Origin of the sequence: Nonomuraea sp. NPDC059194 (assembly GCF_042754765.1) — a bacterium.
GTDB lineage: Bacteria > Actinomycetota > Actinomycetes > Streptosporangiales > Streptosporangiaceae > Nonomuraea.
Genome location: NZ_JBHZBH010000057.1, coordinates 14,167 through 28,205, shown reverse-complemented (window position 1 = coordinate 28,205; position 14,039 = coordinate 14,167). Strand labels below are relative to the sequence as shown.

Genomic DNA, 14,039 nt, shown 5'->3' with positions numbered 1-14,039 from the left:
TACAGTACCTGTCGGCACTCAGCAACGCCCAGCGGGTCCTGTTCCGCCTTGGGGAGCAATGTGGATCAAGATCTTTTAGGCGGCTATCGAAGTTCCTCGATGGCCGGTGATTCCTCGGGCCGCTCGACGAGCTTGCCCTTGACGAAGGTCGCCCCGGCGCGGACCAGGGCGACGAGGTGGGGCGCGTTGACCGCTCGCCAGCGCTTCTGTGCCGACTCGATCAGCTTGAAGGCCATCGCGAGCCCGGCCGCGCGCGAACCCGGCCCCTTGGTGACCTTGGTCCGGTGGCGGACGATGGTGTCCGAAGGTGGACTCGATGGGGTTGGTGGTGCGCAGGTGCACCCAGTGCTCGCACGGGTAGTCGTAGAAGGCCAGCAGCTCATCGAGGTCGTCGACGACTTTGGCGACGGCCTTGGGGTACTTGGCGCCGTAGGCGGCCTGGAAGTCCTTGACCGCTGCCAGGGCGTGGTCCTTGCCCTCGGCATTCCAGATCTCAGCCAGGTGCTTCTTGGCGGCGGGGTGGGCGGACTTCGGGAGCACCCCGAGCGCATTTGCGATCTTGTGAAACCAGCACCTCTGGGCTCTGGTCTGCGGAAACACCTCGCCCAGCGCGGCCCAGAAGCCGAGCGCGCCGTCCCCGATCGCCAGCACCGGGGCGCGCATGCCGCGCCGCTTACAGTCGCGCAGCAGGTCGGGCCACGACTCGGTGGACTCGCGGTAGCCGTCGCTCAGCGCGACCAGTTCCTTGCGCCCGTCGGCGCGCACCCCGATGTGCCTTCCCGACCGACGTTGGCGCGTCGGCCTATCTCGAAACCATGATCAGATGATTCGGGAAGACATCCCAGGACACTTCGGTGTCAAGCGGCACGCGATCCGGACTGCAGGGACCAAGCGGTTGCCTCGTCATAGAGCGTTCCGGTCTTGAGGCAGCCGTGAAGGATGCCGACCAGCCGGTTAGCGACCTGGCGCAGGGCGGCGTTGTAGTCCACCTCACGAGCGCGTTGCTTGTCGTAGTAGGCACGAGCCCCGGGTGACCAGCGGATCGCGGTGGCGGCCTGGGCCATCAACGCATCGATGAGCCGGTCGTTGCGCACGAAGCGGGCTGCGACGATCTTCTTCTTGCCCGAGGCGCGGGTGACCGGGCTGGTGCCGGCGTAGTTCTTACGCGCCTTGGCCGAGGCATACCGGCGAGAGTCATCGCCGAACTCCGCGAGCACCCGGGCACCGAGGACCGGCCCCAGCCCAGGTTGGGACAAGATGATCTCAGCGGCCGGGTGCTCGCCAAAATGCGCCTCCACTTCTTGCTGCAAGCCCGTGACCTGTGCTTCCAGCGTGCCCAGCACGGTGACCAGCGCGCGGACCGAGGCCGCGTAAGCCGACGTGACGACTGCAGGTTGCCCCAGGTGCTCGGTGCGCAACGCGGCTTGGATCCGCGCGGCCTTGTCGGCGCGGTCGCCGCGGCGACGAGCCCGTCTGAGCACGGCCGTGATCTGCCCGATGGTGAGCTTGGCCGCCGCAGCCGGGTCGGGGGCCTTGGCCACGCGGCAAGGGCGTCCCGGAGACCGTCGCCGCCCACCCGGCCCTGTTCGTCACCCTGACCGCGCCCTCGTTCGGCGCCGTCCACGTGCGGCGGGAGAAGAACGGTCGGGTCCTGCCGTGCCACGCCCGCCGCAACGCCGTCACCTGCCCTCACGGGCGGGTCATGTCCTGTACGGCCAAGCACGGCCCCACCGAGGATCGCCTCGGTGAACCGCTGTGCCCTGACTGCTACGACTACACCGGCTCGGTGCTGTTCAACGCCGTCAGTCCTGAGCTGTGGCGACGCTTCACCGAGGCACTTCGCCGGCGCTTTGCCCGCGTGTCCGGCCTGACGCTCAAAGAGCTACGTGACCAGCTCACGATCTCCTTCGCCAAGGTCGCCGAATACCAACGGCGGGGCGTCGTCCACTTCCACGCGGTGATCCGTCTCGACGGCCCCACCGGGCCGACCTCGACGCCTCCGCCCTGGGCGACGGCTGACGCCCTGGCGCAAGCCGTACAGCACGCCGTTGGAGCGGTGACCGTCACCGCGGCGAACCACACCCTGCGCTGGGGCGCTCAGCTCGACATCCGCCAGATCACCATGACCGGCGACCTCACCGAACAGGCCGTCGCCGCCTACATCGCGAAGTACGCGACCAAGGCCGCGGAGTGTGTCGGCACCCTGGACCGGCGCATTCACAACCTGGAAGAACTCGGCCTGTACCGCCTGCGGGAGCACGCCCGGCGGCTGATTGCCGAGTGTCTGCGGCTGGGGGCCGTCGAGGGCCTGGCCGACCTGCGGCTTGCCCAGTGGGCGCACATGCTCGGCTTCCGGGGTCACTTCTCGACCAAGTCCCGCCGCTACTCCACCACTCTCGGTGCGCTCCGCGCGGCTCGCGAGGAACACATGCGCACTGAGCAGATCACCACGGGCCGCCTGGCCCTCTTCGAGGAAGACACCGTTCTCGTCGTCGCCCACTGGGAGTACGCCGGACAGGGTCTGTCCGCTGGTGATCAGATCCTCGCCGCCGCGCTCACCGGGACCCGGCTTCCCGACGTGAGTGGTGGTACCCGATGAGTCGTCGTGACGAGCTGCTGACCGTCGCCCAGGTCCTCGACGAGCTGGGCGGGATCTCCCGCCGCACCTTCTACCGCTGGCGCGAACTCGGCAACGCGCCCGCCTGCATCCAGCTCCCGAACCACGAACTGCGCGTCTGGCGCAGCGACCTCGTGTCCTGGCTCGACTCTCGGCGGAGGTCGGCATGAACACCACCTACGACGTGAAGGTCGGCGAAATCCAGCACCGTTCCGACCGTCCCACGGCGGCGTTCATCGTCCGCTGGACGGTGGCACGCAAGCCCAAGAGCAAGAGCTTCCGCACGAAAGGCCTGGCTAACGCCTTCCTGACGGACCTTCGACAAGCGGCAAGGAACGGAGAAGCATTCGACCTGGCTACGGGCCTTCCCGTCTCGATGCTGGCACCTGAGCCGACCGGTCCTTCGTTTCTGGAGTTCGCACAGGTTTATGTCATGCGGCGCTGGCGCACGTCGGCTGCCAGGACTCGCGAGACAGACGCCTACGCGATGCTTACGCTCCTGCCCGCACTGGTGGCCGACGTTCCAGGGCGGCCCGATGCTGAAGAGCTGCGCGCCGCGCTCCGGACGCATGCGCTGCTCCCCAAGGAACGGAGGGGGAAGCTCACCGACGAGCAGACTGCGGCCCTGCACTGGTTGGAGAAGGCGTCACTGCCTTTGACGGCGCTGGGGGAGCCGCCCACGCTGCGCCTGGCGCTTCACGCCATCTCGGAGACCTTCGCAGGAAAGACCGCCGGGGCCAACACCGTGCGGCGCAAGCGGGCGATCCTTCACCACCTCCTGGAGCAGGCGGTGGAACAGAAGGTGTTCGAGAGTAATCCGCTCGATGGCCTCAAGTGGACTCCGCCCAAGGCCGTCACCGCTGTTGATCCTCGAACCGTCGTCAACCCTGCCCAGGCTCGTCAGCTCCTCGACGCCGCGCCCAAGGTCGGTCGCAAGCGTGGCGCGCGCCTCAAGGCACTCTTCGCATGCTTGTACTACGCGGCGCTTCGCCCGGAGGAAGCGGCGGACCTCAGGGAGAGGAACTGTACCCTGCCCGAGTCGGGATGGGGCCTGATCGTCCTGGAGCGCGCCCGGCCGCAAAGTACTAAGCGCTGGACCGACAGCGGCCAGACCCACGAATCCCGCCGTCTCAAGCACCGGGCGGACAAGGAGACACGAGAGATCCCGATCCCGCCCGCCCTGGTCGTCATCCTTCGCGAGCACATCGAGGCGTACGGCCTCGCCAAAGACGGCAGGCTCTTCCACACCGAGACAGGCGGCTCCTACTCCAGTTCGGCCTACTCCTACGTCTGGCAGAAAACCCGCAAGCTCGTCCTGACTCCGGCTCAGATCGCTTCATCTCTCGCTGCACGCCCGTACGACCTTCGGCACGCTGCCGTCTCGCTCTGGCTGAACGCGGGCGTCCCCGCACCCGAAGTAGCCAAACGCGCTGGTCACAGCGTCGACGTCCTGCTCCGCGTCTACGCCAAGTGCATGGACGGTCAGCAAGACCACATCAATGGAAAGATCAACAACGCCCTCGAATAGCGCACTCTGTTCCACCGAGGCCCCGGCTGCTGCTGGGGCCTCTTGCTGTGCTGCGGAAGGGGCGCGGCAACGCCAGCCATGGTCACCGGTGCCGTGGGGCCGACGGAGGAGGTCCTGCGGCGGCGATCGCCCCGACCGGCTACGGACATCAGCCACCGTCAGCGATCGTCACGGCGGATGGTTCTACGGCCCTACCTGCTCTCCAGACGCATCAGCCTAATAGCCTCTTCGACGCCACTCGCGATGTGGTCGGCCTGGTGCTCACGGCCGTTCTGCGAACCCCGCTTGATCCAAATCGTGCGTAGCCTGCGGCCCGGCCTCCATCGATATCGGCGACGAGGTTGTCGCCGACCATCCATCCGCCCTTGGCCAGCGTTGCACCGCATCGCTGCGCGGCGATCTCGAACAGGCCGGTCTCGGGCTTGCGGACACCTTCGGCGCCCGAGAGGGCGTAGCCGTCCACCACGTCGCCGAGGCCGGTCTGCTGGATCTTGCCGAGCTGGTTGTCCGCGGTGCCGTTGGTGACGATTCCGACTCGCCACCCGTCCGCGCGGAGCTGGCCCAGGCCGTCGAGTACTCCGGGGAAACACTGCACGAGGTACGGCATGCGGCGCCGATACGCGTTCCACATGGCCGCCGCCGGTGTCGACAGCTTGAAGTGCTCGCGCACCTTGGCGAAGAACAGCTCTCGGTGGGGGAGCCCGTTGCGGTCCAGGGTGACCAGCCACCGCACAGCTTTGCGGCCCAGCTTGTGTTCCTGTACGAACTCCTCGGCCCACAGCAGGAACGCGGCGTCCAGGTCGATGAGTGTCCTGTCGAGGTCAAAGAGGGCGAGACGCTGCATGGCGTCTCAGGTTAGGGGTACCCTGCCCCGCCTTGGCGAGTAAGTCCGAAATGCGGGAACCGTGTTTCGTCGAGCATCGACCCCGTAGATCAGCCGCCGTGGATGACGTTGAATTCACTGCGGGTGATCGCCAGGACTCGGACCGGCTGCCCGTGGGCCGGGACTACCGTCTCCCGCTCCTGGCGCATGCCCAGCTTCGTCATAACGCGGGCGGACGCGTGGTGATCGACGTGGCAGATGCTAATGATCCGATCCAGGTCCGCCTCGGCGAATCCGAAGCGCAGTGCCTCTTTGGCTGCCTCGGTGGCAATACCCCGGCCCCAGAAGGGCCGTCCCAGCCGCCAGCCGATCTCCACAGCCGGTAGCACCTCGGGCAGGAAGCCGGGGACCGTCAGCCCAACCCAACCGGCCAGCTCCCCGGTCTCGCGCAGCTCCACGGCGAATATTCCGAAGCCACGCTCGTCCCATGTCCGCTCCATGAACGCGAGCGCGGCCGCGGTCTGCTCCCTGGTGCGGACCGAGCCATCACCGATGAAGCGCATGACCTCCGGATCTCCGTCGATCACGGCCAGCGGTTCCAGATCCTCCTCGCGCCAGCGACGCAGCACCAGCCGCTCAGTTCCCAACTCCATCGCCGATCGATCTCCCCTCAGTCGGGCTGCCTTCGGGCATCCGATCCCGCAGACGCAGCGAAGGCGCCCAAGATCTGTTTGTGGCGACAGACCTGGACACCCTCTTGATCGCACTATATGTGGAGATCGAAGGAAGCCGGCGGATGAGCAGGCCGCTACTACCGGGTCACCGGTCACTGACGCCTATGACTACTGATCACATCGGACTTACTCGTCCTGCCTGCCCGGTGGCGCCGGAGTAGGGGCGATTACCGCCTGACGTCGGGAAACGCCCCCTTGATCGTCCCCAGCATGTCCCCAGATCTCTGACCTACCGCTGCATGTGGCTGCTCACGGTGGCCTACCAAGCAAAAGACCTGCGACTGAGAAGCCGCAGGTCAGAGGGCGAAACGCCTGATCAACTGTGTGCCCCCGGCATGATTCGAACATGCGACACCCGCTTTAGGAGAGCGGTGCTCTATCCCCTGAGCTACGGAGGCGGACGCTCGTAAGCCTAGCGAACCTCAGGCCATGCGTGTGACATCAGCCCCAGCTAAGTTTCGTCGGATCAGTCATGGCTGCTCTGATCTGCGGTAAAGGCATGACAAGCGGTCCAGTGATCAGATACGCCGCCTGGCTAACGTCGCGCTCGTGACCAGTAGGCGACGAGGTAGGCGAGGCGCGGGGCGGCCGGTGGTGCTGTTCGCGGCGTTGCTCGCGCCGGCGATTCTGGCCGGGGGGCTGCTGGCGGGGGAGCTTGTGGGGTACGACGCGGCCGTCAGCGCTGCCGGGGTGAGTGAGCGGCAGGTCGGTCGTCAGGCGGTGGGGGGACGGCAGAGCGGGCGGATGGCGGTGGCGGAGCGGCAGAGCGGGCGGATGGCGTTCGCGCCGGTGTTGGCGCCGGCGCCGCCGCATGCGGATTGGGAGTACGAGGGGCTGGTGCCGGCGCCGCTAAGGGGGGAGTCGCGGGAGTTTGCGGCTTCTGCCGTACCTGTGCCTGAGGGGCCGGCTGAGAAGCCGGCGGAGGCGCGGCTGCTGGAGCGGGAGCGGCCTGAGCGGCAGCAGCAGCCGGTACGGCGTAGCGGCTGTCCTGACGAGTGGGCGGAGACCTGGCTGTGGGAGTTGTGTCAGGAGTATCAGCGCAGGCAGGCGTGACAATCCAGCTCGGAAACGGCCGTAAGGGTGCGTTCGGAGCATAACGGCTGCCGGGAGTTCGGTCCGGACACTGAGATGGCTGTAGTAACGTGCGTGCCTGACCCAGGTAACGAGTTCGCAAACGGAGGAATCGAACGTGTCAGCCCCTCGATCAGCGGGTCTGATCGCGGTCGTCACGGCGATCTCCTCGGTGTTGCTGGGGATTCCTGCCCAGCCTGCCCAGGCTGTCGACCCGATACCGGACGCGGTTGTCGACGCTGTACTCGGGGGCGGCGTGGCGGAGAGCGCTGGTGGGGACAGTGCCGTGGGTGAATCCCTGGCGCAGGGGCCCGATCTCACCGCGTTGCGCAAGGAGGCCGAGAAGTCGGCGAACGAGCTGGCGGCGGCGCAGAAGGTGCTCGACAAGCGGACCGGTGATCTGAAGGCGGCCAACGACCAGCTCAACAAGAAGCTCAAGGAACTCGCGGCAGCGGAGGTCACGCTGACGCAGATGCGGCGGCCTATCGCGGACCTGGTCGAGCTGGTCTACCAGCAGCCTGTGGGCGATGGCATCGCGCCGTTCCTGTCAGGGGACGGCGACGCGAGCATGGCCATGATGCGTTCGCAGAGCGACGCGAGCGTGCTCGCGCAGGCCAGGCAGTTGCAGGTGGATGAGATCTCCAAGGCTTACGCGGACAAGCAGCGGCTGGCGGCGGAGGCGCAGGAGCTGCGGGCCACGAACCTGCTGGCGGCGGCCCAGGTCGAGGCCGAGGTCTCCACGCTGACGAAGCGGTCGGACAAGGTCGTGCAATCGCTCACGAAGGCCCTCGTGAAGATGGGCATCAAGATCGACAAGGTGGGTCGGGCCGCCTTCGCGTGCAATCCGTTGCGAATCGATGCGACCACCGACTATCCCAACGGGCTCATCCCGAAGAACATCCTCTGTCCGATTCAGCAGCGTGGGCATCTGCTGCGGGCGGACGCGGCCATCGCGTTCGTCTCGCTCAACGAGGCGTACAAGAGGCAGTTCGGGCGGCAGATGTGCGTCACCGACGCGTACCGGACATTGGCCGAGCAGCAGTCGGTCTACTACCGCAGGCCTGGGTTCGCGGCGGTGCCGGGGCGGAGCAACCACGGGCTCGGCATGGCTGTGGACCTGTGTGGAGGGGTGCAGAGCGCGGGGACGGCTGAGTTCAGGTGGATGGAGGCCAACTCGAAGCGGTACGGCTGGTTCCATCCGGACTGGGCGTACAGCAACCCGTACGAGCCCTGGCACTGGGAGTACGATCCGAAGATCGACTCCCTGCCCTGACTTTCCCTTACGACGGGCCGCGAGCAGGTGCTCCAGTGGCAGTTGACGCTCGGTGGTGTGGCGCCTCGCTGGTGCGGTGTCCACTACCGTCACCGACTCCGGGCTTGGGACGCCGAGGGCGCCACAGTCGATGTTCCCCGTGGCGTACGACATCGAGCACGTCAACGACCCGCACCGACCCGGGGAAGGTTCGCGGACACCGCACGAGATGTTAGACCGGGACGACCTCGGCGCAGCACTGTGAGCATCGGGAAGCGGCCCTGGGGATCTCGGACAGGCATTCGGGGCAATCGCGGTGCGTGGCCTCCTCTCGTGCCGAGGCGCGCTCCTTGAAGCGGGAGTACGGCCTGACGATCAGGAAGTACACCACAGCGGCGATCAACAGGAACGACACCAGTGTGTTGAGGAAGTTGCCGTACCTGAACTGCGCCTCGCCCACCGTGAGCGTCAGCGAGCTGAAGTCGGGCAGACCGCCGAACGCGGAGATCAGGGGGGTGAGCAGGTCCGCGACGAAGGACGTGACGATGGCGCCGAACGCCGCGCCGATGACCACCGCGACGGCCAGGTCGATAACGTTTCCCTGGACGAGGAACTTCTTGAATCCGCTCATGGCAACGAATGGTATCGAGACCATTACCGTAAGTGCGGGTTGATCGTCACCGAGAGACGTCCGCCGGCTTGGGCGGCGGCGAGCATTCTGGCCTGGTCTGGGCTGGCGGCCAGCACGATGAGGGCGCCGTTGTCGGTCTCGCCGGTGGGGATGGTGATGACCGGGACCCGTTCCGCCACGGTCTGGGCGGGCTGGCCGGTGTCCCACGCCGCGAGCACGCCGATGGCGTCGCCGGGGGAGAGCAGGCGTACGGCGTCGGCGTCGGCGATGCGGACCGGCATGGCGACCGTGCCTGGCGGGAGTGTGGCCAGGAGGGAAGGGTTGACCAGGCGTACGTCGGTAAGAGGCTCGCCGCGGCGCATGGGGGCGGCGAGCGTCCGGCCGATGGCGCCGGTGCTCAGGGCGCCGTCCGGTACGGCTTGCGCGGGGAGTCGGGCTGGGCGGAGGTCGCCTTCGTGAAGAAGGCCGGGTTTCAGGTCCTTGGCAGCGACGAGGACGGTGGTGGTCTGGCCCGGACCGGGGCGGAGGACGGTGAGCGCGCATGCCAGGGAGAGGGCGGCGAGAGCGGCTGCGATCAGTCGGCGTCGCCGCCCGAAGGCGCGGGTCCAGGCGCGCATGTGTTACTCCAGGGATCTTTCGGGAGGGGGTGTGCGATAGGGGCAGGTGTGGGGCTTGCGGCTATAGAGCGGGCGAGGGATTGACGGCGAGGTTATGGCGTCAGCGTGTCGGTGTGAACAGGCCGTTTGGTGGCGTGGTGGGGCAAGGGGCGACGGCGTGGCGGGCGGTCTGGCTCACGGTTGACGGAGGTGGTGGCTCTGTGGGGCGTATGGAGCAAGCGCGAAGATCGACAGCGGCGAGTTTGTGGTGAGCGTGTCCTGCGGAGACGGTGTGGTGCGGAGGATGGCTTGCCAGGGGCGCACGGGAACAGCGTCTCGGGCTGGCTTGGGGCTAGTCTCGGGCTGGCTTGGGGCTAATGGAGGTGCGGGCTCCGTGGGGGTGCACGGAGCGCGCGGGAGGATCGGCAGAGGCGAATGTGACCGGAAGACTGATCCGACCAGCGCCGGAGGGGTGGTGTTCTGGGCGCTGAAGGTCAGGGGAGGTCGAACGGGAGTTTGAGGCCGTCGAGGGCAGATCCGCAGGAGCAGGTGCGCTCTTCGGGAAGGGCCTGGACGGCGTCGGAGACGAGGGTGCGCATCTTGGTCACGTTCGTGGCGAAGAAGCGGAGCACCTCGTCGTGCGTCACCCCTTCTCCGGCTTCTACGCCCGCGTCATGGTCGGTGACGAGGGACAGCGACGTGTAGCAGAGGGCGAGCTCTCTCGCCAGGATGGCCTCGGGGAAGCCGGTCATGCCGACGATGGTCCAGCCGTTGCCTGCGAACCACTGCGATTCGGCGCGGGTGGAGAAGCGGGGGCCTTCGATGACGACGAGGGTGCCGCCGTCGACGGTGTTCCAGCCGCCGGAGCGGGCTGCGGAGACGGCGACCGCGCGGCCGTTGGGGCAGTAGGGGTCGGCGAAGGAGACGTGGACGGCGCCGCCCGCGTCGTAGTAGGTCTGCACGCGGCCCGAGGTGCGGTCGATCAGCTGGTCGGGGACCACGATGGTGCCCGGGCCGTACTCGATCTGGAGAGAGCCGACCGCGTTGGGGGCCAGGACCTGGCGGACGCCGAGCGAGCGGAGGGCCCAGAGGTTGGCGCGGTAGGGGATGCGGTGCGGCGGGAAGCGGTGGTCGCGGCCGTGCCTCGGGATGAAGGCCACGGAGCGCTCGCCGATGCGCCCGACCGTGACCACGTCGCTCGGCGGACCGTAGGGCGTGGTGAGCTCGACTTCGTGGGCGTCGTCGAGCAGGGAGTAGAACCCTGATCCGCCGATGACGCCGATGTCTGCGGGAGTGACCATGGGCGAGAGAGTAGCGGGAAGGGGGGAGGGGGCGGGGAAGTGGAACGGGGTTCTGTGGATAGCGGTTGGGTGGGGTGTGGATAACTCGACAGCTGGGGGTGTGGCGGGGACTGAGGATCGGGGCGGACGGGGTCAGGCGGGATGGGGGCCGCTGGTCTCGGGCCCGGGTGGGATGCGCGACCCGCTGGTCCCGGGCGGTGGAGGCCCTGCGGGTTGTGTGACCGCTGGATCTGGGTGGCGGAGGGTCGGGTGGGATGTGCGCCCGCTGGGCCCGGGCGGTGGAGGCCTGTGGGTTGTGACCGCTGGATCTGGATGGCGGAGGTTCTGATGGGATGTGCGGTCGCTGGACCCAGGCGGGGGAGGTCCTGGTCGGCTGCGCGCCCGCTGGTCCCGGGCGGTGGAGGCCCCGAGGGATGCCCGACCCGCTGGTCCCGGGCAGTCCAGGTCGGGTGGGATGTGCGGTCGTTGGGCTCAGGCGGGGGAGGTCCTGGTCGGCTGCGCGCCCGCCTGTCCCGGACGGTGAAGGCCCTGTGGGATGCGTGACCGCTGGCCTCGGGCGGTGGAGGTGCTGGCGGGGTGGACGGTCGCTGATCCCGGGCGGTAGAGGTTCTGGTGAGGTGGAAGGCTGCTGTTCCCGGGCGGGGGAGGCCTGAGGGATGTGGGAGCCCTGGTCGGATGCGCGGCTTGCCCTGACGGCCGCCTGCCCGCCACCCACAGCCCTGGGGAGGCGGGCTCTGCGTGATCGGCGTGGAGTGGGGCAAGCGGATCGGGGGTGCCGCCTCCAGTCCGGACCGGCGCACGCTGGTGGTCGGGGACTCGTCCGCGCGCGGAAGCCCACGGTGACCGCTGGATTCGTCCGCGTGAAAGGGCTGATGGCTGGCGATTCGTCCGCGCGGAAAGGCCGCGTGTGGAAGGGCCGGATGATGGCCGCGCGTGGAAGGGCGGCGGTGATGGCCGTGCGTGGAAGGGCGGCGGTGATGGCCGCGTGTGGAAAGGCCGCGGTGATTGCTGACGATTCGGTTCGCGGGCGGTTGGCGATTCCTCCGTAGGCGGACGCGGCCCGCCAAGCGGCCCCACACCATGCGCATACTCCGCCGAGTGAGCAAATGATCACGAGGAGTATGCTCGGCCGTACCAGCTCCAAGGGAGAAACCCCATGCCAGAGCGTCAGAAAGGCCTAGGCCTGATCATCATCGCGCTCATGCTCGGCATGCTCCTGGCCGCCCTCGACCAGACCATCGTCGCCACCGCCCTGCCCACCATCGTCAGCGACCTCGGCGGCCTGGAGCAGCTCTCCTGGGTCGTCACCGGCTACCTGCTCGCCTCCACCGTCACCACCCCACTCTGGGGCAAACTAGGCGACCAGTACGGCCGCAAAACGCTCTTCATCACCGCCATCGCCATCTTCATCGTCGGCTCCGCCCTCTGCGGGCTCAGCCAGTCGATGGGCCAGCTCATCGCCTTCCGCTCGCTCCAGGGCCTGGGCGGCGGCGGCCTGATGGTGCTCGCTCAGGCGATCGTCGGCGACGTCGTCCCGCCCCGCGAACGCGGCAGATACCAGGGCTTCTTCGGCGCCGTCTTCGCCGTGTCGAGCATCATCGGCCCCCTGCTCGGCGGCTTCTTCGTCGACCATCTGTCCTGGCACTGGGTCTTCTACATCAACCTTCCCGTGGCCGCCGTCGCCCTCGCGGTGATCATCGCCGTCCTGCCGGGCAGGTCCACCCGTACCAAGCACACGATCGACTACGCGGGCATCGTCCTGCTGGGCGGCGCGACGTCCTGCCTGGTCCTGCTGACGACGTGGGGCGGCACGACCTACCCGTGGTCCGACCCGCTCATCTGGGGTCTCGGACTGGCGGCGGTGGCGATGCTGGTGGCCTGGTGGTTCGTGGAGCGGCGGGCCGCCGAGCCGGTCATGCCGCCGCGGTTGTTCGCGACGCGCACGTTCACGATGTCGTCCGCGGTCGGCTTCGTCGTCGGGTTCGGCATGTTCGGCGCGCTGACGTATCTGCCGCTGTTCATGCAGGTCGTGTACGGCGCGAGCGCCACGCTGTCGGGCATCCACCTGCTCCCGATGATGGCGGGCATGCTCACCATGTCGATCGTGAGCGGCCAGGTCATCTCGCGCTACGGCCGCTACAGGTACTTCCCGATCGTCGGCACGGCCGTGGCCACGCTGGGGCTGTTCCTGCTCTCGCGCCTGACCGAGAACAGTTCGACGCTCGTCATGAGCGTCGACCTGCTCGTGCTCGGCGTGGGGCTCGGCATGACCATGCAGGTGCTCGTCATCGTGGTCCAGAACGCGGTCGGTTACGAGGACCTGGGCGTGGCCACGTCAGGCGCCACGTTCTTCCGGCTGATCGGCGGCTCGTTCGGCGTCGCCGTCCTCGGGTCGGTCTTCACCGCGACGCTCAATGACGACCTGCGGCAGGTCCTGGCGGGTGTGCGGCTGCCCGCGGGGTTCGACCCCGCCATGGTGCAGTCCGATCCGACGATCATCAAACGCCTGCCGCCCGCGCTCGCGGCCGACTTCCTGCACGTGTACGCGGACGCGATCTCCAGCGTCTTCATGGTTGCCGCGCCGATCATGTTGCTGGGGTTCGCGCTGTCGTGGTTCATCCCCGAGCTGCCGCTCAGGAAGACCGTGTCGGCCGTCGACCTCGGCGAGGGGCTGGGCGCAGGCTCGGCCGAGCGCTCGTCGCTGGAAGAGGTCGAGCGAGGTCTCGTACGGCTGGCCGACACCGACCTGAGCAAGGGCTACTACGCCAGGCTCGGCGAGCTGGCCGGGCTCGACGGCATCCCTCCCGCGGGCGTCTGGATCATCGCCAGGCTCGGCGGCGAGGGATGGGTACGCGGCCAGGACCTGGCCGACCGCGGGAAGGTCACGCGGGCGGAGGGCAGGCCGTACGCCGACCAGCTGGTAGCCGCGGGACTGGTCACGCGTTCGGCGGACGGCGAGTCGCTGCGGCTCACGGCCGAGGGCGAAAGAGCGGCGGCGGCCCTGCTCGCCCATGCCAAGGACGGGCTCAGGGCGCTGATCGCCGACTGGGGCGCACACCCCGAGCTGCACCGGCTGCTGGACACGCTGTGCCCGCAGCTGCTCGGCGCGGACGCCGACCGGCCTCGCTAGCTGGAGGCAGCGGGAGCCGCCGCGGGGGCGGGCGCGGGCGAAGCAGAAGCAGGGGTGCTCGTGCTCTCCGCGGGCTTGGCGGCGGTCGTCGTCGCGGTGCTCGTCGAGGACGACGAGCGGTTGTCGGTGCGGTAGAAGCCCGAGCCCTTGAAGACGATGCCGACGGCCGAGAACACCTTGCGCAGCTGACCCTCGCAGTTGGGGCACACCGTCAGGGCGTCGTCGGAGAACTTCTGGACGACCTCAAGTGGCTCGCCACAGTCATTGCAGACGTACTGGTACGTGGGCACGCGCTCCTCCTCAGATTGGCACTCGACCTACGCGACTGCCAATCATAAACACTCCTTGAGGGCGAC

13 protein-coding genes, 1 tRNA gene and 1 pseudogene are annotated in these 14,039 nt (G+C 68.1%); 6 read left to right on the top strand and 9 right to left on the bottom strand.

Annotation, left to right across the window (positions count from 1 at the left end; translation table 11 throughout):
- Nucleotides 1–83: 83 nt before the first annotated feature.
- Together ACFXJ8_RS40210 and ACFXJ8_RS40205 are read right to left on the bottom strand one after the other, a co-directional pair.
- A pseudogene (locus tag ACFXJ8_RS40210) lies at nucleotides 84–771 on the bottom strand (IS256 family transposase); the annotation flags it as partial.
- Between the two features lie 86 nt (nucleotides 772–857).
- Nucleotides 858–1,541 (bottom strand): transposase, encoded by a 684-nt coding sequence (locus ACFXJ8_RS40205; protein WP_379650227.1) that lies wholly within the window; start codon nucleotides 1,539–1,541, stop codon nucleotides 858–860.
- A 41-nt stretch (nucleotides 1,542–1,582) separates the two neighbouring features.
- On the opposite strand from ACFXJ8_RS40205, the gene ACFXJ8_RS40200 reads away from it, so the two are divergent.
- Genes ACFXJ8_RS40200 through ACFXJ8_RS40190 form a run of 3 tightly spaced genes read left to right on the top strand, consistent with a single transcriptional unit; the run spans nucleotide 1,583 to nucleotide 4,145 of the window.
- Complete coding sequence (locus ACFXJ8_RS40200; protein ID WP_379650243.1) at nucleotides 1,583–2,599, top strand: replication initiator; 1,017 nt, start codon at nucleotides 1,583–1,585, stop codon at nucleotides 2,597–2,599.
- Nucleotides 2,596–2,787 (top strand): helix-turn-helix transcriptional regulator, encoded by a 192-nt coding sequence (locus ACFXJ8_RS40195; RefSeq protein WP_379650225.1) that lies wholly within the window; start codon nucleotides 2,596–2,598, stop codon nucleotides 2,785–2,787. Before ACFXJ8_RS40200 ends, ACFXJ8_RS40195 begins: the two co-directional genes overlap by 4 nt.
- Nucleotides 2,784–4,145, top strand: a complete 1,362-nt coding sequence (locus ACFXJ8_RS40190; RefSeq protein ID WP_379650224.1) for a tyrosine-type recombinase/integrase — start codon at nucleotides 2,784–2,786, stop codon at nucleotides 4,143–4,145. The genes ACFXJ8_RS40195 and ACFXJ8_RS40190 overlap by 4 nt, the downstream gene beginning before the upstream one ends.
- Before the next feature lie 211 nt (nucleotides 4,146–4,356).
- Here the strand turns inward: ACFXJ8_RS40190 and ACFXJ8_RS40185 are convergent, their stop codons facing one another.
- From ACFXJ8_RS40185 to ACFXJ8_RS40175, 3 genes are all read right to left on the bottom strand, one after another.
- Nucleotides 4,357–4,989, bottom strand: coding sequence for an HAD family hydrolase (locus tag ACFXJ8_RS40185; protein ID WP_379650222.1), 633 nt, complete (start codon nucleotides 4,987–4,989; stop codon nucleotides 4,357–4,359).
- Nucleotides 4,990–5,078: 89 nt separating this feature from the next.
- The gene (locus tag ACFXJ8_RS40180) at nucleotides 5,079–5,597 is read right to left on the bottom strand and encodes a GNAT family N-acetyltransferase (protein WP_379650220.1); all 519 of its coding nucleotides are present in this window, start codon (nucleotides 5,595–5,597) and stop codon (nucleotides 5,079–5,081) included.
- Between the two features lie 430 nt (nucleotides 5,598–6,027).
- Nucleotides 6,028–6,100, bottom strand: a tRNA-Arg gene (locus tag ACFXJ8_RS40175).
- Nucleotides 6,101–6,251: 151 nt separating this feature from the next.
- Between ACFXJ8_RS40175 and ACFXJ8_RS40170 the strand changes: the two genes are divergently transcribed.
- Together ACFXJ8_RS40170 and ACFXJ8_RS40165 are read left to right on the top strand one after the other, a co-directional pair.
- Nucleotides 6,252–6,755: a hypothetical protein gene (locus tag ACFXJ8_RS40170; protein ID WP_379650218.1), complete on the top strand. Its 504-nt coding sequence runs from the start codon at nucleotides 6,252–6,254 to the stop codon at nucleotides 6,753–6,755.
- 304 nt (nucleotides 6,756–7,059) lie between these two features.
- A complete protein-coding gene (locus ACFXJ8_RS40165; RefSeq protein ID WP_379650217.1) occupies nucleotides 7,060–8,046 on the top strand; it encodes a D-alanyl-D-alanine carboxypeptidase family protein in 987 nt (328 codons plus the stop codon).
- A 211-nt stretch (nucleotides 8,047–8,257) separates the two neighbouring features.
- Here the strand turns inward: ACFXJ8_RS40165 and mscL are convergent, their stop codons facing one another.
- The 3 genes from mscL to ACFXJ8_RS40150 form a co-directional block, all read right to left on the bottom strand.
- Nucleotides 8,258–8,656 (bottom strand): large conductance mechanosensitive channel protein MscL, encoded by a 399-nt coding sequence (mscL, locus tag ACFXJ8_RS40160; protein ID WP_379650215.1) that lies wholly within the window; start codon nucleotides 8,654–8,656, stop codon nucleotides 8,258–8,260.
- A 23-nt stretch (nucleotides 8,657–8,679) separates the two neighbouring features.
- A complete protein-coding gene (locus tag ACFXJ8_RS40155; RefSeq protein WP_379650213.1) occupies nucleotides 8,680–9,273 on the bottom strand; it encodes a Flp pilus assembly protein CpaB in 594 nt (197 codons plus the stop codon).
- 473 nt (nucleotides 9,274–9,746) lie between these two features.
- Nucleotides 9,747–10,553 (bottom strand): S-methyl-5'-thioadenosine phosphorylase, encoded by an 807-nt coding sequence (locus ACFXJ8_RS40150; protein ID WP_379650211.1) that lies wholly within the window; start codon nucleotides 10,551–10,553, stop codon nucleotides 9,747–9,749.
- Nucleotides 10,554–11,709: 1,156 nt separating this feature from the next.
- Here ACFXJ8_RS40150 and ACFXJ8_RS40145 point away from each other — a divergent pair.
- Nucleotides 11,710–13,683 carry a DHA2 family efflux MFS transporter permease subunit gene (locus ACFXJ8_RS40145; protein ID WP_379650209.1) on the top strand — a complete coding sequence of 658 codons (1,974 nt, stop codon included), beginning with the start codon at nucleotides 11,710–11,712 and terminating at the stop codon, nucleotides 13,681–13,683.
- On the opposite strand, the gene ACFXJ8_RS40140 is transcribed toward ACFXJ8_RS40145, so the two are convergent.
- On the bottom strand, nucleotides 13,680–13,973 hold the full coding sequence (locus ACFXJ8_RS40140) for an FmdB family zinc ribbon protein (protein ID WP_379650207.1): 294 nt from the start codon (nucleotides 13,971–13,973) through the stop codon (nucleotides 13,680–13,682). The genes ACFXJ8_RS40145 and ACFXJ8_RS40140 overlap by 4 nt on opposite strands.
- Nucleotides 13,974–14,039 lie beyond the last annotated feature (66 nt).

Bases quoted from the DNA above. Each gene is read 5' to 3' on its own strand.
- ACFXJ8_RS40195 (WP_379650225.1), top strand. From the start codon at position 2,596: ATGAGTCGTCGTGACGAGCTGCTGACCGTCGCCCAGGTCCTCGACGAG.
- ACFXJ8_RS40190 (WP_379650224.1), top strand. From the start codon at position 2,784: ATGAACACCACCTACGACGTGAAGGTCGGCGAAATCCAGCACCGTTCC.
- ACFXJ8_RS40185 (WP_379650222.1), bottom strand. From the start codon at position 4,989: ATGCAGCGTCTCGCCCTCTTTGACCTCGACAGGACACTCATCGACCTG.
- mscL (WP_379650215.1), bottom strand. From the start codon at position 8,656: ATGAGCGGATTCAAGAAGTTCCTCGTCCAGGGAAACGTTATCGACCTG.
- ACFXJ8_RS40155 (WP_379650213.1), bottom strand. From the start codon at position 9,273: ATGCGCGCCTGGACCCGCGCCTTCGGGCGGCGACGCCGACTGATCGCA.
- ACFXJ8_RS40150 (WP_379650211.1), bottom strand. From the start codon at position 10,553: ATGGTCACTCCCGCAGACATCGGCGTCATCGGCGGATCAGGGTTCTAC.
- ACFXJ8_RS40145 (WP_379650209.1), top strand. From the start codon at position 11,710: ATGCCAGAGCGTCAGAAAGGCCTAGGCCTGATCATCATCGCGCTCATG.